This window comes from Nocardiopsis sp. NPDC055824 (assembly GCF_053616335.1).
This window is the reverse complement of the sequence record NZ_JBSHDN010000060.1, coordinates 1-19,562: the sequence shown is the minus strand read 5'-3', so window position 1 is coordinate 19,562 and position 19,562 is coordinate 1. Positions and strand designations below refer to the sequence as shown.

Genomic DNA, 19,562 nt, shown 5'->3' with positions numbered 1-19,562 from the left:
CGCGGTGGCCGCGTGTGTTCCGGGGCGCGGAGGTGAGCTCAGGCCCGGTTCGCGGAGCCCAGTTCCTCCCACAGGTGGGCGATGCTCTCCGCGCCCTTGAGGAGGAGGGGGATCTCCACCTTCTCGTTCGGGGCGTGGATGCGGTCCTCGTCCAGTCCGACGGCGACGAACACCAGGGGCGCGTCGAGGATGTCGGCGATGTCGGCCTCGGGGCCGCTGCCGCCCTCGCGGGTGAACAGCACCTGTGTGCCGAAGGCCCGCTCCATGGCCGAGCGCGCCGCCTTGAGCGCGGCGGAGGACAGGTCCGAGGCGCAGGCGCGGACGCCGGGGCCGCCGAACTCCAGTTCGGCCCGCAGCCCGGCGGGGGTGTTGGCCTCCACGTACGCGCGCACGCGGTCCTGGACGTGCAGCGGCTCCTGGCCCGGCACGAGCCGGAAGCTGACCTTGGCGTGCGCCGAGCGCGGCACGATGGTCTTGCCGCCCGCGCCGGTGTGCCCTCCCCACATGCCGTTGATCTCGGCGGTCGGCCGCAGCCAGATCCGCTCCAGGGTGCTGTAGCCCTTCTCCCCCCAGGTGGCGGTGGACGCGGCGGTCTCCAGCCACTCCCCCTCGTCGAAGGGCAGCCTGGCGATGAGGGCCCGCTCCTCCGGGTCCGCCTCGACGACCCCGTCGTAGAACCCGGGGACCGCGACGCGGCCGTCGTCGTCGTGGAGGCCGGACAGCAGGTCGCTCATGGCCTTGAGGGGGTTGGGGACCGCCCCTCCGAAGGAGCCGCTGTGCAGGTCGCGGGCCGGGCCGTACAGGTTGATCCCGACGTCGGTGACGCCGCGCATGCCCACGCACATGGACGGGGTGTCGGCGGCCCACATGGTGGTGTCGGAGATGACGGCGACGTCGCAGGAGAGGCGGTCGCGGTTGGCTTTCATCAGGTCGGCGAAGTGGACCGAGCCGGACTCCTCCTCTCCCTCCACCAGCAGCTTGACGGTGACCGGCGGCGCGTCGGCCCCGCTGGCCGCCAGGGCGGCGCTCACGCCGAGGGCGTGGAAGAGCACCTGGCCCTTGTCGTCGGAGGCTCCGCGCGCGAACAGGGAGGTGCCGCGCCGGGTCGGGGTGAACGGGTCGGTGTCCCACTCCTCCAGCGGATCGACGGGCTGGACGTCGTGGTGCCCGTAGACGAGCACGGTGGGGGCGCCGGGGTCGGCCGCGGGCCACTCCGCGAACACGGCGGGCAGGCCGGGGGTCTCCCACACCTCGACGGTGGGGAAGCCGGTCGCGGCGAGGTGGTCGGCGAGCCACCGCGCGGACCGCCGCACGTCGTCGTGGTGCGCCGGGTCCGCCGAGATCGAGGGGATCGCCAGCCACTCCCCGAGCGAGGCGAGGAACTCGTCCCTGTGGGCCTCGATGTGGGCGCGCGCGTCCATCTGCCCGTCCTTTCCTAGACGTCCTTGTCGTGAACGAGCCTAGAACCTGGACGAACCGGTCACGCCCGCCCTCGGCGGCACGGTGCGCCCGGGCGGGGGCCGGCCCCGGTCGCGCCCGCCCCCGGCGGGCGGACAGGCGCAACCGGCGCGCGGGGCCGGACGGCCCTGCGGCCCCCGCGCCCCGGTTCAGCTGCCCGTGGCCTCGCGCCAGGCGTCGAGGTACTCGGGGAGGTGGGCGTCGATGTCGTCCCAGTCGGGCTCGAAGACCTCCACTCCCTCCATCAGCTCCTCCAGCGCCTCGGCGTCCTCGCCCTCGGAGGCGACGTCGGTGCGGGCCGGGAAGCCGCCCGCGACGGGGGCCACCCTCTGCTGGGCGTCCTCGGTCAGCAGGAAGTCCATGAGGGCGCGGCCGTTGTCGGCGTTGGGGGCGCCCTCCATGAGCCCCGCGGTGTAGGGCAGGGCGAAGGTGGTGGGGTCGCCGCCCTCCCTCGACGGGAACCAGATCCCGAGGTTGGGCATGGTGCGGGACTGCGCGTAGTTCATCTGGACGTCGCCGTTGGCGACGAGGAGCTCCCCCTTGTCGACCTTCGGGCCGAGCGCCCCGGTCGAGGAGGAGGGGCCGACGTTGTTGGCCTGGAGCTCGCCGAGGTAGTCCATGGCGGGCTCCAGCCCCCCGAAGTCGTGCATCGCCTGGATCACGACCGCGGTGCCGTCCCCCGCGACGCCGGGCGTGGAGTACTGGAGGCGGCCCTCGAACTCGGGCGCGAGGAGGTCCTCCCAGGTGGTCGGCGGCTCGGACAGCTCCTTCGTGTTGTACACGAACGCGAAGTAGTTGTTGACGACGGCGGTCCACTTGCCGTCGGGGTCCTTCACGTCGACGTTCTCGGCGCCCTCGGGCTCGTACGGCTGGAGGAGGCCGAGGCCGTCGGCCTGCTGGATGAAGGGCGGCAGGGTGATCATGACGTCGGCCTGGGTGTTGGTGCTCTCGCGGTCGGCGCGCTGGACCATCTCCCCCGAGCCGCCCTCGACGTACTGGACGGTGAGGCCGGTCTCCTCCTCGAACTCGGCGAAGAGCTGGTCGAGCCACCCCGTGCCCTCCTCGTCGCGCAGGCCGTCGGCGGAGTAGACGGTGACGGTGTCGGCCGCGGCCTCGGTGGGGGCGCAGGCGGCCAGTGCGGCGGCGAGGGCGAGGGCGGACGCGGTGGCGGCGGCCGTCCGGATGCGTGTGGTCATGGCGGTGCCTCTCGGTTCGGTCGGAGCTGGAGGGACGGAAGGGGATGACGGGCCGGGGCGGCGGGGTCGGCGCCGCGCCGGGTCAGCGGAACGACGCCCGGGTGCGGACCCGGGACAGCAGGAGGAGGACGACCAGGGTGGTGGCCATCAGGACGAGGGCGGAGGCCGCGCCGGAGAAGAGGGCCCCCCGGTCGGTGGCGGCGAAGATCCGCACGGGCAGCGGCATCCAGTCCGGCGGGTAGAGCATCATGGTCGCGCTCAGCTCGCCCATGGACAGGGCGAAGCACAGGCCCGCGGCGGCGCCGAGCGCGGGCAGCAGCAGCGGCAGTCGGACCTGGAGCAGGACCCGTGCGGGCTTGGCGCCGAGGGAGGCCGCGACCTGGGAGTACACCGGGTCGAGGCGGTCGAGCGCCGCGGAGACCGACTGGTAGGCGAAGGCGGTGACCAGCACCGTGTGCGCGATGACCACGATGGCCTGGGTGCCGTTGAGCAGGATCGGCGGACGGCTGAACGCCACCAGGAGCGCCAGGCCCACCACGACCGTCGGGACCGCCACGGGCAGCATGAAGAGCGCGTCCAGGACGGCGCGGCCCCGCCGTCGCAGGGAGGTCGCGACCAGGGCCGCCCAGGTCCCGGCGGTGAGGGCCAGGAGGCTGGCCACGGCGGCGGTGACGGCGCTGACCCGCAGCGCCTCCAGGGACCCGCCGCGGGTGACGCCCGCGAAGTTGTCGAGGGTGGGGCCGGAGGGCAGGACGCCGCTCCAGCTGGTGGAGAAGGCCGCGGCGGCGATCACGCCCAGCGGCAGCAGGAACAGCGGCAGCACCAGGGCGGCGAAGAGCCCCCACACCGTCCAGCGGGCGAAGCGGTCATGCACGAGCACGGCGGCCTCCGTCGGAGCTCAGGCGGGCGGTGGCCGCCCGGTAGACGAGGTAGAGGGAGACCGACAGGGCCGCGTTGACCGTGGCGACGACGCAGGCCGTCGTGTAGTCGGACCGGAGGATCGCCGCCTGGTACACGAGCATGGGCAGGGTGACGACGTCCTTCGCCCCCGTGAACAGGACGATCGCGAACTCGTTGAGGCACAGCACCAGGACGAGCGCCCCGCCGGCGACCAGGGCGGGCCGTGCCTCGGGCAGGATCACCTCGCGCACCACCCGCAGGGGCCTGGCACCCAGGGACGAGGCGACCTCCAGCTGCGCGGTGTCCAGCTGGCCGAACGCGGCGAGCAGGGGCCGCATGACGAAGGGCGTGAAGTAGGTGATCTCGGCGAGGATCACGCCCCAGGGCGTGGCGAGGAACCGGAAGGGTCCGCTCTCCGCGCCGGTCAGGTCGGTCCACATCCCGTTGGCCATGCCCACGGTGCCGTAGACGAACAGGAGCGCCAGGGTTATGAGGAAGGACGGGAAGGAGAGGTAGGTGTCGATGAACCGGGCGGTGGCGCCGCTGCCGGGGAAGGGCACGAACGCCACGACGAGGGCGAGCAGGAACCCGAGCACCAGGCAGCCCGCCGTGGAGGTGACCGCCACGAACACGGTGGTGCCCAGCGCCGACCGGAACGACTCGGAGCCCAGGACGTCGGCGTGGTGGGCGAGGGTGAGCCCGCCGCCGGGAGCGGCGACGGACTCCGCCGCGACCAGGGCGAGCGGGTAGAGGAAGACCGCCGCGAGCAGTGCCACCGGGGGCACCGCCCACACCCACACGGGGAGCCGTCGCGGGGCGCGCCCCGGTACGGGGTCCGCCGGGGGCTCCGGGGCGTGTGCCGCGGGCGGCGCGTCCGCCGTCGGGGCCGGGTGCGCGGTCACGGCGCCTCCTCCGGGGTGAGCAGGACCGCGTCCCGCCGGGTGAAGCCGAGGGTGACCGTGCTCCCGGGCTCGGGCGGGGCGGGGGTCTCCCTCAGCTCCGCCGTGACCGGGTGGCCGCCCACGAGCGCGGTGACCCTGTGGGTGGAGCCGCGCCACTGGACGTCGGAGACCACCCCCTCCAGGGTGTGCTCGGCCTCTCCCAGGGCGACCCGGTGCGGACGCAGGCACACCCGGAGGTCGTCGCCGTCCGAGGCGCCCGGGGGCAGGTCGGCGGGATCGGCGTCGAGGACGGCGCCGAGGCAGTGCACGCGGCCCCCGGTCAGGCGGGCGGGCAGCAGGTTGGCCCCGCCGACGAACCGGGCGGTGAAGGCGGCCCGGGGACGCCCGTACAGTTCGCGGGGCGTTCCGTGCTCGCGCAGGCGTGCGCGGTCCAGCACGGCGACCCGGTCGGCGAGGGTCAGCGCCTCGCTCTGGTCGTGGGTGACGTAGAGGACCGTGACGTCGGGCAGTTCGCGGTGCAGCCGGGCGAGTTCGGCGAGCATGTCCGAGCGCAGCTGCGCGTCCAGGGCGGACAGGGGCTCGTCCAGGAGCAGCACCCGGGGGCGGATGGCCAGTGCCCGGGAGATGGCCACCCGCTGCTGCTGCCCGCCGGACAGCTCGCGGGGATGGCGGCGTGCGTAGTCGGCCATCCCGGTCATGCCGAGGGCCTCCTCGACGCGCCCGGCGACCTCCCGGCGGGGCACGCCCTGGGCGCGCAGGCCGAAGGCGACGTTCTGGTCGACGCGCATGTGCGGGAAGAGCGCGTAGCTCTGCACCACCATGCCGACCCCGCGGGCGTACGGCGGCAGGTCGGTGACGTCGCGCCCCCCGATCAGGACGCGCCCGGAGGCGGGCCGGACGAACCCGGCCACGGCCCGCAGGGCCGTGGTCTTGCCCGAGCCGGAGGGGCCGAGCAGGGCGGTGAACCCGCCGGGGTCGACGGTCAGGTCCAGGTCGTCGAGGACCACGGTGTCCCCGTAGGCGACGCTGACGTGGTCGAAGCGGATGCCCACGGCTCAGCCCTCCCGGTCCGCGAGGAGCGCGGGCAGGTCGGCGACGCCGTCCAGGACGTGGGTGGCCCCGGCGTCGAGGAGCGTGTCCGCGTCGTGGGCTCCCGTGCGGACGCCGGCGACGACCGAGGCCCCGGCCCGCAGCCCGCTGCGGATGTCGGAGGCGGTGTCGCCGACGACGGCGACGGCGGCCACCGAGCCGACGCCCGCGCGCAGGGCGGCGGTGAGCACCATGTCGGGGTGGGGCCGTCCCCGCCCGCCCGCGTCGGCGGGGCAGAGGGTGAGGTCGGCGATGTCCTCCCATCCCAGGGCCCGGAGGATCCTGTCCTGGGTGTCACGGGCGAAGCCCGTGGTCAGTGCGGTGGTGCGGCCTTCGGCGCGGAGGCGGCGCAGGGTGTCCTCGGCCCCGGGCAGGGGCGCGCAGAGGCCCTGGTCGACGAGCCGGGCGTAGGCGCCCTCGAAGGCCCGGTTGGCCTCCTGGGCGCGCTCCTCGTCACCGCCCGTGAGGTGGCGGAAGACCGAGATCTTGGATTCGCCCATGGTGGCGCGCACGTGCTCGGCGGCCTCGGCGGTGTGCTCGGGCAGCGCGGCGGCGAAGGCCCGCTCCACGAGCCCGTCGTCGGCGACGGTGGTCCCCGCCATGTCGAGGACGACGAGTTCCACGGGCGTGCGGGTTGCGGCTGTACGGTTCACGGTCACCAGTCCAGTTCGTCGGCGGTCGTCTCGGCGATGGCGGGCGAGCAGGTCATGCCGCGCCCGCCGGGCCCGGTGACCAGCCAGGCGTCGGGCCCGACGGAGGCGCGGTGCACGACCCGGGAGGGGTCGGCGCACTGGGCGTAGACGCCCGCCCAGCGGCGGCGGAACGGGGGCAGCGGGCGGCCGAGGAGGCGGCCGGCGACCTCCGCGAGGTGTTCGTAGGGGTCCTCCTCCGTGTCGAAGGAGAACGGGGCGTCGTACTCGTGGGTGTCGCCCACGGTCAGGGAGCCGTCGGCGCGCTGGACCATCAGGAGCTGCATGCGGTGGCGGTCGGCGACGGCCGCCTGGGGCTGGCCGGCGTTGAGCGCGTCCAGCGCGGGCCCCCGGTAGGCCGGGTAGTAGCGGAAGCTGTCGCCGTCGGCGACGGAGGTGGTGAGGGTCTCGCCCAGGGGCGCGGTCTGGGCCATCTGGAGGCGGACGCGGCGGACCGGCAGGTCGGGGGCGAGTTCGCGGACGAGTCCGCCGAGCCAGGCGCCGGTGCACAGGACCACGGCGTCGCCGCGGTGGATCCGGCCGCGGTCGTCGCGGACGGCGCCGGGGCCCGCGAGGTCGCGGACCTCGCACCCGGTGACGAGCGTGTAGCGGCCGCTGCGGGCAAGTTCTCCCTGGAGGGCGGCCTGGGCGGTGCGGGGCTCCACCTGGGCGTCGCTGCGGCACCAGAGTGCCCCGAGGGCGTCGCCGCGCAGGGCGGGGTTGACCTCCCGGACCCGGGCGGCGTCGAGGAGCCGGTAGCCGCGCTCCTCCGCGTCGGGGGCCCCGGCCGCGGCCTCGGCGACGGCCAGCTCCTGCTCCGTGGTGGCGACCGTGAGGGAGCCGGAGGGGCGGAACCCCAGGCCGGGAACCCGTTCGGCGATCTCCTCCCACAGGACGCGTGCGCGGCGCGCGGACTCCAGTTCGGCGCCGGGAGCGCGTCCGCCGACCCAGACCAGGCCGAAGTTGCGGACGGAGGCTCCCCGGGCGGCCTCCTCGCGTTCGAGGTGGACGACCTCGTGTCCCCGGGAGACGGCCTGCCAGGCGTGCATGGTGCCGAGTACTCCGGCACCGACGATGATCACTCTCATGGTTCGAGGTTCGGGGGCGCGGATGGAGCGCACCGAGCGCGGTGGGGACCTCTCGGTGAACCGCGGTCGAACTATGGACTAGACCCGTTATCTTACCGTGACAAAAAAGGACTCTGTCGACGCCGGACGAGCGGGCCGGGGCGCGCGGTGCGGGCGGTGCGGGTCGGGGTGCGCGGTCCCGGCGAGGTCGGCGCCGCGGACCCGGCCGCCCCGCGGAACACGGCTCAGGAGTCCCGGCCGTCCCCGGACAGGCGGGTGGTGAAGCTGAAGCGGTCGCCCCGGTACAGCGAGCGCACACGCTCGAAGGGCCGCCCCTCCCCGTCGCGCGACACCCGGTGGATGAGCAACATCGGCAGCGCCGGAGGGGTCCCCACCAGGAGCGCCTCACGCGGTGCCGCCAGCACCGTCTCCAACCGCTCGTCCGCGTCGGCGAACGCGATGCCCAGCCTCTCCCGCAGGTAGCCGTAGAACGTCGAGTCCGGGTCGAACTCGACGTCCAGGCGGGGGGCGCGGGACACCGCGATGTAGGTGGACTCCAGGCCCACCCGCTCGTCGTCGGCCAGCAGCACCCGCTCCATGTGCCAGACCGGTTCGCCGACCGCCAGGCGGAGCTCCTCCGCGAGCCGGGGCGGGCACGGCCAGCTGCGCAGGTCGATCAGGGACCGCCCCGGCCTCCGGCCCTGGCGGCGCACGCCCTCGGTGTAGCTGGCCAGGGACAGCGGCTGCTCCAGTTTGGGGCCCGCGGCCACGGTGCCGCGCCCGAGACGGCGCAGCCTGCCTTCCAGCAGCAGGTCGCGCAGGGCCTGCCGGACCGTCTCCCGGGCCGCGCCGAAGCGCTCGGCCAGCTCCCGCTCGGTGGGCAGCGCCTGCCCCTCGGCCAGCTCGGACACCAGCTCCGTCAGCAGTATCCGCACCGCGTAGTACTTGGGGACCCGCCCGTGCTCGGGCACGCCCGCGCGCACCGGTGCACTGCTGTCCTGGGGGATTCCTGGGCTCGACACGCGGGACATTGTCCCGCACGCCGGTGAACGCCCCGGCAACACCGGGGGACGTTCACGGACGTACCCGCGCCGGGCCCCCGCGGACCGCGGTCCGGCGGCGGACGCGCGGGCCCCTGCCGCACCCCTGTCCGACCGGGCGCGCGGCGCACCGGCTCCCCCGGCGGCGGAGGGGCGCGGTCCGGCGGCGGAACCTTTCCGGGCGCGGGAGACTCAGAGGAGCACGGGGCGGGAAGCGCCCGCCCCACGACGAGAGGACGCACGTGAGCACCACCCCCGCCGAGGCGACCGCCGTGAGGTTCAGCCACCTCTTCGACGCCCTCGACTCCGACCACGACAGCTCCGTGACCTGGGCGGACTACGAGCGCCTGGTCGAACGCTACATCGAGGGCTACGGCCTGGACCGGCAGGAGCGCAAGGCCCAGGCCGTCCACGCGTCCTACCAGATGCTCTGGTTGGAGCTGCTGCGCCACTCGGGCGCCGACGCCGCGCGCCTGGACCGGGAGCGGTTCGTCCGGGCCATGCACGCCGCCGCAGAGGACCGGAGCCGGTTCAACATGACGGAGGGCGTGGCCGAGGCCGTCTTCGACCTCCTCGACACCGACGGCGACGACCGCGTCAGCGCGGCCGAGTTCCTCCACTACGCGAAGGTCCTCGGGGCGGAGGCGGCGGACGCCGCGGACCGGTTCGCCGTCCTCGACCCCAACGGTGACGGGTTCATCAACCGCGAGGAGTTCGTCCTGTCGTCCCGCGAGTACCTCTTCGGCGACGACACGCGCTCGCCGGGCGGGTTCGTCTTCGGCGTGGTCTGAGGACCGCCGCGGCCCCGGACCGGGCGCGGGGCGCCGCCGCCCGGTCCTCCCCCGCACGCGGGGGCCCGCCTCCGGGGTCCCCCCGCGGGGACGGTGCCGGGGGCGGTCCTCCCCCGCGCACGAGGGGCCGACGTCATCAGCGACGCGGACGAACTGAGCGGCTACGATCCTCCCGTGCACGGGGGCCGGCCGCCCCGGTGTCAGCCCGGTTCGGGGACGGCGGAGATCAGCGCCGCCAGGCCGTCGGCGTCGAGCAGGTCGGCGGGGCGCACCGTCCTCCCCGCGAGCACGTAGTGGAACGCGGCCCGCACCTCCTCCGGGCCCACCCCCGCCAGGTCGGCCCAGGCCAGCCGGTAGGCGGCCAGCTGCACGCCCACGGCGCGGCGCTCCGCGTCGTTGCCGGGCGGGCGCCCCGTCTTCCAGTCCACCACGTCGTAGCGGCCCGAGCCGGGGTCGTGGAACACCGCGTCCATGCGCCCGCGGATGAGCCGGTCGCCGATCACCGTCTCGAACGGCACCTCCACCTCGACGGGGACGCGGGCCCCCCACTCGCTCTCCTCGAAGCGGCGCTGGAGCTCGGCCAGGTCCTCGTCCTCCCCCGCGGTCTCGTCCGCCGCGCCCGGCAGCTCGTCCAGCAGGGTCGCACGCTGCCCGAACCTCTGCTCCAGCCACGCGTGGAAGGCCGTCCCGCGCCTGGTGTGCGGTGCGGGCGGGCGCGGCAGCGGGCGGCGGATCTGCCGCGCCAGCGCCGAGGGGTCCCTGGCCAGCCACACCATGGACGACACCGACAGGTGGTCGGGCAGTTCCACCTGCACGGGACCGCTGCCCGGCCCCGCGCCCTCGGCACGGCGGTGCGCCAGCAGCAGCTCGGTGTCGCGCTCCCACCCGTGGAGGCGGCGGCGCAGACCCGCGGGCGGCTCCTGCCCCCCGGGACCGGCCTCCCCGGCGAGCAGGCGCGCGCGGGCGCGCTCGACCAGGGCCGCCCCCTCCCGGATCTCCGCGCGGCGGTCGGCGGCCCCGGCGGCGGGCCCGTCCCCGCCCGGGGGGTCGCCCTCCTCCGGCGGCCACACGGCGGAGCTCTCCTCGTCGTCGTGGGGGTTGGTCTCGTCCTCCCCCGGCGGCGGGGCCCACCCGACGACGGTCCCGGCGCCGTTCTCGCACGCCTCCCGGACCTCCTCCAGGAACACCGACGGCCCGCGCGGGGTGGACCCGGTGCGGCCCCACCAGTGGCCGGTGCACACCAGGGCGAACGAGGCGCGGGTGACGGCGACGTAGGCCAGGCGGCGCTCCTCCATGAGGTGGCGGTCGTGCTCGGCCCGGCGGAAGTCGGCGATGGCCTCCTTGTCGACCCCGGCGAGCCGGGGCAGGCTGTCGCGGTCGCCGCGCAGCGGGTAGGGGAGCAGGTGGTCGGCGCGCGCCCAGGCGAGGGGGTCGCGGGCCTTGGCCGGGAACAGCGGGGACCCCTTGCCGGCGCTGATCCCCGGCACGACCACGACCGGCCACTGCAGGCCCTTGGCGCCGTGCATGGTCATGAGCTTGACGCTGTCGGAGCCGCCGACCCGCTCCCCGGGCGCGAGCCCGCTCTCGTTCTCCTCGGCGGCGTTGAGGTAGCCGAGGAAGCTGCCCAGGGTGGGGTCCTCGCTGTTGCCGACGAAGCGGACGGCGTGGTCCACGAACGCGTCCAGGTCGGCGCGCGCCGACAGCGGGTCGCGGCCGGTCCGGGAGCCCACCTCGATGTCCAGGCCGAGCATCCGCTCGACCTCGGTGACCAGGTCGGGGACCGGCTGGCCGACGAGCTTGCGCAGGCCCCGCAGCTCCTCGGCCAGGCGTCCCAGGCGCTCGTAGGCCGTGTCGGAGTAGTTCTCGGCGGCGCCGGGGTCGTCCACGGCGTCCACGAGGCTGCCGCTCCCGGCGGTCAGGTCCAGGACGGTGCGGCGCAGGAGGTCGTCGTCCGCCCCCGGCCCGTCCTCGCCCGGGTCGGGCGAGGTCACGTCGCGCCGGGTGTGGCGGGCCAGCTCGGTGGCGCGGGCGCCCAGCGCGGCCAGGTCCCGGGGGCCCAGGCGCCAGCGCGGGCCGGTGAGCAGACGGGCGAGCTCGTTCCCGGCGGAGGCGTCGTGGACCACGCGCAGGGTGGCGATGATGTCGCGGACCTCGGGCACCATCATGAGCCCGCCCAGTCCGACGACCTCCACCGGGATGCCGCGCGCCTCCAGCGCCTCGCGCAGCGGCGGGAACTGGGACCGCTTGCGGCACAGCACCGCGACGTCGCCGGGGCCGATGCCGCCGTCCTCGGCCACGCCCGACTCGCCCTCGGGCCAGGGCAGGGAGTCGGGGGCGGTCCGGGCTCCGCCGGGCTGGTCGGGATCGGCGTGGACCAGGCGGTGCACCTGGTCGGCGATCCAGGCGGCCTCCTCGGTCTCGGTGGGGAACAGCGCCGTCAGGGCGGTTCCCCGGCCGCGCCGGGCGGGACCGGGGTGCAGGACGGGGACGTCGCGGGCCTCGGCGCGCAGCTCCTCGGAGACGCGCTCGGCCACCCGCAGGACGCGCTCGCCGTTGCGGAAGCTGGTGGACAGGCGGCGCACGGACGCCGGTCGGCCGGGGGCCGCCGGGAAGTCGGTGGGGAACCGGGTGAGGTTGGCGGCGATGGCGCCGCGCCAGCCGTAGATGGACTGGCAGGGGTCGCCGACCGCCGTCACCGGGTGTCCGTCGCCGAAGAGGGAGCGCAGCAGGACCAGCTGGGCGTGGCTGGTGTCCTGGTACTCGTCGAGGAGGACCACCCGGTACCTTCCGCGCTCGATGAGCCCGACCTCGGGGTGGTGCTCCGCGATGCGGGCGGCCAGCGCCATCTGGTCGCCGAAGTCCATGGCCTCGCGCGCGTGCTTGGCGTGGTTGTAGCGGTCCACCAGCGGCAGGAGCTGTTCGCGCCGGCGCTGGGCGGCGACCAGGTCCCGGGTCTCCTTGGTGGCCTTGCGGGTCATGCCGTCCACGCCCGCCTGGATCCACCGGCCGATGCCGCGCACCCGGTCGGTGGTGGTGAGGTGGTCGGCGATCTCGCCGGACAGGTGCAGGACCCGCTGGGTGACGGTGTCCGCCCCCACGGTCACCAGGTCCATGGGCCCGTCGTACTCTCCGACGACCCTGGCGGCGATCTGCCAGGACTGGCCCTCGCTGAGCAGCCTGGACGTGGGTTCGACGGCCTCGCGCAGGGCGTGGTCGGAGACGATGCGCCCGGCGTACGCGTTGTAGGTGGACACGGTGGGCTCGCCGTCGAGCAGCTCCTCGGGGAACTGCTCGGTGGCGCGCAGCTGCTCCAGCCTCCTGCGCACCCGCTCCGCCAGCTCCGCGGTGGCCTTGCGGGTGAAGGTCAGGCCGAGGATCTGCTCGGGCCGCACGTGGCCGTTGGCGACCAGCCACACCACGCGCGAGGCCATGGTCTCGCTCTTGCCCGACCCGGCGCCGGCGATCACCACGCCCGGCTCCAGCGGCGCGGAGATGACCTGCGACTGCTCCGCGGTGGGCTCGGGCTGTCCGAGGAGGCGGGAGAGTTCGGCGGGGCCGAGGCGGGGAGGGGGCGGGGGGTCGGGCGGGGTCGCGGGGGAAAGGGGATGGGGTTCAGACATGTCGGCCCTCGTCCTGCACCGGGCAGCAGGCGCGCACGGCGCACGCGTTGCAGCCCTTGTTGCGAATGGCGGTGAACCGCGAGCCGCCCATGCCGCCGGCGACGTCGAACACCAGGTCCTGGGCCCAACGGGGGTCGGGGTCCTCCCCGAGCGGCGGCTGCGGCTGTTCACGCGCCTCGTTGGTCAGCGCGGCCCCGCCCACCTGGACGAGCGAGGCCCCGCCGGGCTCGGCCAGACCGAGCTCGGCGAACGCGCCCTTGAGCACGGCCATCTGGTAGACGCCGAGCTGGGGGTGGCGTGCCAGGTCCTCGGCCTTGGTCCGGCCGGTCTTGATGTCCACGACCACGGCGCGGCCCCGGCCGTCGCGTTCGAGGCGGTCCACGCGGCCGGTGATCTCGATGCCGCCGACCTCGACCTTGAACCCCTCCTCGGTGACCACCAGCTCGCGGTCGTTGGACGCGTCCCAGGAGATGAGCTTGCGGACCATCTCGTCGGCGCGCTCGCGCTGCTGGGCCGCCTGCCAGGGGCCGCCGAAGTCCAGGTCGGCCCAGATCTCGTCCATCCGCCCGCTGATCTCGTCGGCGCCGCTGCCCTGGGCGACCAGGACGGCGACGGCGTGCACGACGGTGCCCAGCGCGGACGCGGAGTCGCCGGAGGAGGCCCCGGCGGCGCGTTCGAGGAGCCAGCGCAGCTGGCAGTCGGTGAAGCTCTCCACCTGCGACGGCGAGACGCGGATCGTGTCGTCCTCCCCGGCCAGGGGCCGGTCGTCGCTGAAGGGGGTGAGCGCGTACCACTCCGACGGGTCGGCCCCGCGCACGCCCTCCTCGGCGAGGCGGGCCAGGTGGTCGGCGGCGGCCGTCCGGAGGGGGTCGGGCGCGGAGGGGTCGGTGACCACGGAGCGCAGGTCGGCGACGAGCGCGGGCAGGGACAGCCAGCGGCGGCCCGTGCCGACGGGCTCGGGTTCGCCCAGGCCCATCTCGTTGAGGAAGCGGGAGGGGCGCTCGTCGGCCCCCTCCCCGTCCACGGCGGTCACGACGAGGGTCCGGCGGGCTCGGGTGAGGGCCACGTAGAACAGGCGGCGCTCCTCGTCCATGAGCTTGGAGGCCATGGCGGCGCCCGAGGAGTCGGCGGCGTGCACCTCGGCGTCGACCAGCTCCTCCACGCCGAGCAGGGATCCGCGCAGGCGCAGGTCGGGCCAGGCGCCCTCCTGGACGCCGGCGACCACGACCAGGCCCCACTCCAGCCCCTTGGAGCGGTGGGCGGTGAGGATGCGCACGGCCTCGCCCTCGGGGGCGCGTTCGGCCAGGCTGTCCCCGGGGATCTCCTGCGCGGCGAGGTCCTCCAGGAAGCCGGCGGGGCTGCCGGGGGGCAGCCGGTCGCAGTAGCGGGCGGCGCTCTCGAACAGGGCCACCACGGCGTCGAGGTCCCGGTCGGCCGCCGCGCCGCGGCGGCCTCCGGCCAGGCTCGCGCGGAGCAGCCGTTCGGCGAGCCCGCTGTCACGCCACAGCTCCCAGAGGACCTGTTCGGCGTCGGACCCCTTGGCGGTCAGCTCGCGCACGGTCCTCAGGGCCCGTGCCACGCGCTCGGCCGGCGCGGCGATGTCGGGGTCGACCAGGGCGAGGTCGGCGGGGTCGCGCAGGACGTCCACGAGCAGGCGCGCGGCGGGCCGGTAGGACCCGTCGCCCTCGTGCGCGCGGTCCAGGTCCAGGCGGCGCAGCGCCCGGACGAGCCTGCGCAGCCGCACGGTGTCGGCCTCGCCGAAGGGGCCGGTGAGGAGTTCGCGGGCGGAGTCGTCGTCGAGCAGGTCCGGGGACAGGCCGTAGCGGATGAGGGCGAGGAGGGGCCGCACGAGCGGTTCCGCGGCCACGGGGAGGTCGTCGGCGCCGACCGCGACGGGGACCGACGCGGCGGTCAGCGCGCGCCGCAGGACGGGCAGCTGGCGGGTGGAGGAGCGCACGAGCACGGCCATGTCCGACCAGGGGACGCCGTCCACCAGGTGGGCGCGGCGGAGGGTGTCGGCGATGACGGCCGCCTCCTGGGTCGGGCTCTCGGCGGCCATCACGCGGGCCTCGCCGTCGGGCACGCCGGGCGCCGGGACCAGGTTCCGGTGCTCGTTGACGTGGCCGCGCGCGGACGCGACCGCCGGCAGGCGCCGGGTCAGGGCGCGGGAGGCGGCCAGCAGTGCGGCCCCGCCGCGGCGGGAGGTGCGCAGGGCCACCACGGGCGCCTCGGCCCGCCCGGCGGTCCTGAAGCGGCGCGGGAAGTCGAGGATGTTGTGGACCTCGGCGCCCCGGAAGGCGTAGACGGACTGGTCCGGGTCGCCGACCGCGACGAGGTCGCGGCCGTCCCCCGCCAGGGCCCGCAGGAGCGCCTCCTGGGCGGGGTCGGTGTCCTGGTACTCGTCCACGAACACCACCTCGCGGGCGGAGCGCTCGCGTTCCTGGATCGCGGGGTCGGAGAGCATGTTCGCGGCGACCCTGACCAGTTCGGCGTAGTTGAGGGTGGGCACGGGCGCGATGTCGAACCGGCCCGTGTAGCGGTCGAGGAAGCCCGCGGCGGCCACCCAGTCGTCGCGTCCGCGCTCACGTCCGAGGCGTTCCAGCTCGGCGGGGCCCAGGCCCCGCTCCTGCGCGCGCATGAGGAAGTCGCGCAGCTCCTCGGCGAACCCCCGCGTCTCCAGCGCGGGGCGCAGGCGCTCCGGCCACTCCGCCGCTCCGTCCCCCGCCTCACCCGCCAGCAGCTCGCGGACCTCCATCAGCTGCTCGGGGCCGGACAGCAGGCGCGGCGGCAGGTCGCCCACGCGCTGGAACTCGCGCCGGATCAGCGCGTAGGCGTAGCTGTGGAAGGTCAGGGCCAGCGGTTCGCGGGTGGTGCGGCGCAGCCGCGCGGTGATGCGCTCCCTGAGCTCCTGGGCGGCCTTGCGGCTGAAGGTGAGCACGAGGATGCGCGAGGGGTCGACGCCGCGGTTGTCGATGCGGTCGACGACGGCCTCGACGATCGTGGTGGTCTTGCCCGTCCCCGGCCCGGCCAGGACCAGGAGGGGGCCGCCCGCGTGGTCGACCACGCGCTGCTGGTTCTCGTCCAGCACCGGCGGCGGCTGCACCTGGTTGGCGCGCCGCACGAGTCGGTACGGGGATGTGTTCACACCACCAGTTCACCAGAAGACGGCGACCTTCTCGGACGCCTCCCGGGCTTCCAACCAGCTCCTCAGGCCCCGGAAGCCCCGTCCCAGCGGGCTTTGCGCATGTCCACCCGGTCGCTTCCCGGGCGCATGGGCGTGCTCTCCGCCGCATAGTGGGAAAGCGCACGTACCTCGTGGCCGGACGCCGGGCGCCCGTCCGAGCGCACCACCCGCCACCAGGGCACCCCGCCGCCCCACGCGGACATGACCGAGCCGACCTGGCGGGGGCCTCCCCGCCCGACGTGCTCGGCGATGTCGCCGTAGGCCATCACCCGTCCCGGCGGGATCCGCTCGACCAGCGCGAGGACGTCCTCCGCGTAGTCGTCCGGCCCGCCCTCCTCGTCCGTGAACACCCGCGCAGCCTATCGAGCGCGCGCGGGGGCCGCCCCGCGCCCTCGCGGGCACGGCCCCCGCGCCCCCGGCGGCCCGGCCGGCGGGTCAGGTCGGGATCTCGTTGACGTGCGCGCTCCAGGCCAGGTCGGGGTCGCGCTTGCGGGCCCGGTCGGCCTGCGCCAGGCCGAAGGCCCCGAGCAGGGCGATACCGCCGCCGATGACCCACGCCGACCAGGCGGCCGCGGGCAGGTGGGTGAAGCCCAGGAGCCAGGGCATCGCGAACACCAGCACGCCGATCGCGAGGACCCCCAGCTCGCTCGACAGGGCGCCCGGGCGGGTGAGGGAGAACGTGGCGGCCACGACGACGCCCAGTCCGAGGACGAACATCGCTCCCCCGCTGAACCCGTACATCCCGTGCCAGAGCCAGCTCACTCCCAGGGCCAGACCGGCGGCGACCGCCACCCAGTCGGCCCTGCGTCCCTTCTCTCGCATAACGCCACCTCCCAGCAGCAGGGCCGCCCCGGAGATCGGCCGACGGCCTCTGGGTTCTTGTACCCACTCCCTGCCGGGGAACGCGAACGGCGCCGGGAGGGGTTCCCGGCGCCGTTCGGAAGGGGTCCCCCCGGCCGCTAGTAGGCGGGCAGGCTGGGGTCGACCTGGTTGATCCAGGCCAGGACGCCGCCGCCGACGTGCACCGCGTCGGAGAACCCGGCGGCGTGCACCGCCGCGAGGGCCTCGGCCGAGCGCACGCCCGACTTGCAGTGCAGGACGATGCGCTTGTCCTGCGGCAGCCTCTCGAACGCCTTCCCGTTGAGGAACTCGCCCTTCGGGATGAGCGTCGCGCCCGGGATGCTGACGATCTCGTACTCGTTCTTCTCGCGGACGTCCACGAGGAAGACGTCCCCGGGCTTGTTGTCCAGGAGCTCCTTGAGCTCGGGCGCGGTGATCGTCGAACCGGCGGCGGCCTCGGTGGCCTCCTCCGACACGGCGCCGCAGAACGCCTCGTAGTCGATCAGCTCGGTGACGGGCTCGGTGTCGGGGTCCTTGCGGACCTTGACCTCGCGCCAGGTCATCTCCAGGGCGTCGAAGATGAGCAGGCGGCCCACCAGCGGGTCGCCGATGCCGGTGATCAGCTTGATGGCCTCGTTGACCATGACGGAGCCGATGGAGGCGCAGAGCACGCCGAGGACGCCGCCCTCGGCGCAGGACGGCACCATGCCGGGCGGCGGGGGCTCGGGGTACAGGTCGCGGTACTGGGGACCGTACTCGTTCCAGAAGACGCTGACCTGGCCGTCGAACCGGTAGATGGAACCCCACACGTACGGCTTGTTCAGCAGTACGGCGGCGTCGTTGACCAGGTAGCGGGTCGCGAAGTTGTCGGTCCCGTCCAGGATCAGGTCGTAGGGGGCGAAGATCTCCAACGCGTTGTCCGACTCCAGGCGGTCCTGGTGCAGGACGACCTCGACGTTGGGGTTCACCTCCTTGATGCTGTCCCGGGCGGACTCGGCCTTGGGGCGGCCGACGTCACTCTGCCCGTGGATGACCTGGCGCTGGAGGTTGGACTCGTCCACGACGTCGAAGTCGATGATGCCGAGCGTGCCCACGCCCGCGGCGGCCAGGTAGAGCAGCGCCGGGGAGCCCAGGCCGCCCGCGCCGACGACCAGCACCTTGGCGTTCTTCAGGCGCTTCTGCCCGTCCATGCCCACGTCGGGGATGATCAGGTGGCGCGAGTAGCGGCGCACCTCGTCCACGGTCAGCTCGTCAGCTGGTTCCACCAGCGGCGGCAGCGACACGGTGACTCCTCATGTCTGTTCAGGGTGCTTCGGACCGCCCGTACCGGACCGGGGAGGGTGCGGGGGCGAAGCGTGCTTGCACTTATACCCAACCTAACGGGTGGGGTTTTCCATTCCCACCGCGGGGAGGCGTGGGACACGACACCCGCGCGCCCGTTCCTTCCAGCACCAACGAACGCGTCCCGGCGGTTCATTCCGCGCGGCCCCGTGTGCCGCGCGGACCGGCGGGTAGTGTCGCCTGTACGTTCAGCGACGACGTGGGGAGCACCCCGTGACTTCAGAGAACAGTTCCGCCGACAGGCGTCCGGCCTCCGGCGCCACCGGGGAGCAGGGGGCCGAGGCGCCCGGGGCCGAGACGCCCGGGGTCGAGGTGCCCGAGGCCGACGCGGCCGAGCAGCGCGCGCCCGCGGGCGACGACGACGGCCGCTGGGAGGCCCCCTCCGAGGAGAGCTTCGACCAGGCCGACGAGGGCGACGTGGTGGAGCAGTCCCTGGAGGTCGGCGACGAGGAGGAGCGGCGGTGAGACCGTGCCGGCCCGCCCGCGCCGCGGTTCCGGCGTCCGGCTGCCGTGCCGGCCCGCCGACGGGGAGGGGCTCCCGTGCCCCGATCGCCCCTTCCGTCCCCTTCTCCCCGCCCGCACGGAAGCTACGCGGGAGTAGGATGGGGCGAAAGCTGTGACGGCGCGCCGGTGACCGGCCGCGCCCGGCAGCACTAGCCACGCAGATGTTCGGACATGGCGCGCATCTGCCATGCCGAGTTCGGAGGGTGTGGGTGTGACAGCTCCTTCAGACGCCCGCGCCCGGGGCACCCGCTTGCCCCGGGTCAGGCGGCGCCGCCAACTCCTGTCCGCGGCACAGGAGATCTTCGTCGCCCGCGGCTACCACGCGGCGGCGATGGACGAGATCGCCGACCGCGCGGGTGTCAGCAAGCCAGTGCTCTACCAGCACTTTCCGGGGAAGCTGGAGCTCTACCTCGCCCTGCTCGAAGAGCACTCCGAGGCGCTGGTCGAGAAGCAGCGCGAAGCCCTGGAGAGCACGGACGACAACCGGCAGAGGGTCGCCGCCAGCTTCCAGGCCTACTTCGACTTCGTGGCGGGGGACGGCGAGGCCTTCCGGCTGGTGTTCGAGTCCGACCTGCGCAACCTTCCGGCGGTGCGGGAGAAGACCGAGCAGACCTTCCAGCGCTGCGCCGAGCTCATCGGCGCGGTGATCCGGCAGGACACCAGCATCTCCGACGAGGAGGCGCACCTGCTGAGCATCGGCCTGGTCGGCATGGCCGAGACCAGCGCCCGGTACTGGCTCAACAACCACGGGGCCGTCCCCAAGGACGCCGCCGAGCAGCTCGTCGCCCGGCTGGCCTGGCGGGGCATAAGCGGCTGGGACCTCCAGCGCAGGGCCGACGAGCAGGACGCCTAGAACGCTCGGCGCGCTCCCCGGGACCCGCGGACGCCGCGCCCGCTTCGTCGACGAGTCCGCCCCGCTGGGCGCCGTCGCCGGCAGTACG

16 protein-coding genes are annotated in these 19,562 nt (G+C 74.8%); 3 read left to right on the top strand and 13 right to left on the bottom strand.

Annotated features, from left to right (window positions below; all coding sequences use genetic code 11):
• Positions 1-38: 38 nt before the first annotated feature.
• The 8 genes from ACWGL3_RS14685 to ACWGL3_RS14650 all read right to left on the bottom strand — a co-directional run bounded on the left by ACWGL3_RS14685 (position 39) and on the right by ACWGL3_RS14650 (position 8,332).
• Positions 39-1,421, bottom strand: a complete 1,383-nt coding sequence (locus tag ACWGL3_RS14685) for a dipeptidase (protein WP_267948254.1) — start codon at positions 1,419-1,421, stop codon at positions 39-41.
• Between the two features lie 186 nt (positions 1,422-1,607).
• Positions 1,608-2,654: a 2-aminoethylphosphonate ABC transporter substrate-binding protein gene (locus ACWGL3_RS14680; protein ID WP_267948253.1), complete on the bottom strand. Its 1,047-nt coding sequence runs from the start codon at positions 2,652-2,654 to the stop codon at positions 1,608-1,610.
• A gap of 82 nt (positions 2,655-2,736) precedes the next feature.
• Positions 2,737-3,534 carry an ABC transporter permease gene (locus tag ACWGL3_RS14675; RefSeq protein ID WP_267948252.1) on the bottom strand — a complete coding sequence of 266 codons (798 nt, stop codon included), beginning with the start codon at positions 3,532-3,534 and terminating at the stop codon, positions 2,737-2,739.
• Positions 3,521-4,456 carry a 2-aminoethylphosphonate ABC transporter permease subunit gene (locus tag ACWGL3_RS14670; RefSeq protein WP_267948251.1) on the bottom strand — a complete coding sequence of 312 codons (936 nt, stop codon included), beginning with the start codon at positions 4,454-4,456 and terminating at the stop codon, positions 3,521-3,523. The genes ACWGL3_RS14675 and ACWGL3_RS14670 overlap by 14 nt, the downstream gene beginning before the upstream one ends.
• On the bottom strand, positions 4,453-5,508 hold the full coding sequence (locus ACWGL3_RS14665; protein WP_452461402.1) for an ABC transporter ATP-binding protein: 1,056 nt from the start codon (positions 5,506-5,508) through the stop codon (positions 4,453-4,455). Before ACWGL3_RS14665 ends, ACWGL3_RS14670 begins: the two co-directional genes overlap by 4 nt.
• 3 nt (positions 5,509-5,511) lie before the next feature.
• A complete protein-coding gene (locus tag ACWGL3_RS14660) occupies positions 5,512-6,198 on the bottom strand; it encodes a phosphonatase-like hydrolase (protein ID WP_267948249.1) in 687 nt (228 codons plus the stop codon).
• 2 nt (positions 6,199-6,200) lie between these two features.
• Entirely contained in the window at positions 6,201-7,316 is a 1,116-nt protein-coding gene (locus tag ACWGL3_RS14655) for a TIGR03364 family FAD-dependent oxidoreductase (protein ID WP_267950258.1), read from the bottom strand.
• A 230-nt stretch (positions 7,317-7,546) separates the two neighbouring features.
• Positions 7,547-8,332: a GntR family transcriptional regulator gene (locus ACWGL3_RS14650; protein WP_267948248.1), complete on the bottom strand. Its 786-nt coding sequence runs from the start codon at positions 8,330-8,332 to the stop codon at positions 7,547-7,549.
• Between the two features lie 251 nt (positions 8,333-8,583).
• Here ACWGL3_RS14650 and ACWGL3_RS14645 point away from each other — a divergent pair, with 251 nt between their 5' ends.
• Positions 8,584-9,132, top strand: a complete 549-nt coding sequence (locus ACWGL3_RS14645) for an EF-hand domain-containing protein (protein ID WP_267948247.1) — start codon at positions 8,584-8,586, stop codon at positions 9,130-9,132.
• Between the two features lie 200 nt (positions 9,133-9,332).
• Here the strand turns inward: ACWGL3_RS14645 and ACWGL3_RS14640 are convergent, their stop codons facing one another.
• The 5 genes from ACWGL3_RS14640 to moeZ form a co-directional block, all read right to left on the bottom strand.
• Positions 9,333-12,752: an ATP-dependent helicase gene (locus ACWGL3_RS14640; RefSeq protein WP_267948246.1), complete on the bottom strand. Its 3,420-nt coding sequence runs from the start codon at positions 12,750-12,752 to the stop codon at positions 9,333-9,335.
• Positions 12,745-15,873, bottom strand: a complete 3,129-nt coding sequence (locus ACWGL3_RS14635) for an ATP-dependent helicase (RefSeq protein WP_452461404.1) — start codon at positions 15,871-15,873, stop codon at positions 12,745-12,747. The genes ACWGL3_RS14640 and ACWGL3_RS14635 overlap by 8 nt, the downstream gene beginning before the upstream one ends.
• Positions 15,874-15,959: 86 nt before the next feature.
• Entirely contained in the window at positions 15,960-16,286 is a 327-nt protein-coding gene (locus ACWGL3_RS14630; RefSeq protein ID WP_267948245.1) for an MGMT family protein, read from the bottom strand.
• Between the two features lie 85 nt (positions 16,287-16,371).
• The gene (locus ACWGL3_RS14625; RefSeq protein WP_267948244.1) at positions 16,372-16,758 is read right to left on the bottom strand and encodes an SPW repeat protein; all 387 of its coding nucleotides are present in this window, start codon (positions 16,756-16,758) and stop codon (positions 16,372-16,374) included.
• A 137-nt stretch (positions 16,759-16,895) separates the two neighbouring features.
• Entirely contained in the window at positions 16,896-18,059 is a 1,164-nt protein-coding gene (gene moeZ / locus ACWGL3_RS14620) for an adenylyltransferase/sulfurtransferase MoeZ (protein ID WP_267948243.1), read from the bottom strand.
• 271 nt (positions 18,060-18,330) lie between these two features.
• On the opposite strand from moeZ, the gene ACWGL3_RS14615 reads away from it, so the two are divergent.
• Both ACWGL3_RS14615 and ACWGL3_RS14610 read left to right on the top strand, forming a co-directional pair.
• The gene (locus ACWGL3_RS14615) at positions 18,331-18,582 is read left to right on the top strand and encodes a hypothetical protein (RefSeq protein ID WP_267948242.1); all 252 of its coding nucleotides are present in this window, start codon (positions 18,331-18,333) and stop codon (positions 18,580-18,582) included.
• A 250-nt stretch (positions 18,583-18,832) separates the two neighbouring features.
• Entirely contained in the window at positions 18,833-19,474 is a 642-nt protein-coding gene (locus ACWGL3_RS14610) for a TetR/AcrR family transcriptional regulator (RefSeq protein ID WP_267948241.1), read from the top strand.
• Positions 19,475-19,562: the final 88 nt, after the last annotated feature.

What these genes read in the sequence shown, in the direction of transcription:
- ACWGL3_RS14685 (WP_267948254.1), bottom strand. Translation starts at nt 1,421, where the DNA reads ATGGACGCGCGCGCCCACATCGAGGCCCACAGGGACGAGTTCCTCGCC.
- ACWGL3_RS14680 (WP_267948253.1), bottom strand. Translation starts at nt 2,654, where the DNA reads ATGACCACACGCATCCGGACGGCCGCCGCCACCGCGTCCGCCCTCGCC.
- ACWGL3_RS14650 (WP_267948248.1), bottom strand. Translation starts at nt 8,332, where the DNA reads ATGTCCCGCGTGTCGAGCCCAGGAATCCCCCAGGACAGCAGTGCACCG.
- ACWGL3_RS14640 (WP_267948246.1), bottom strand. Translation starts at nt 12,752, where the DNA reads ATGTCTGAACCCCATCCCCTTTCCCCCGCGACCCCGCCCGACCCCCCG.
- ACWGL3_RS14625 (WP_267948244.1), bottom strand. Translation starts at nt 16,758, where the DNA reads ATGCGAGAGAAGGGACGCAGGGCCGACTGGGTGGCGGTCGCCGCCGGT.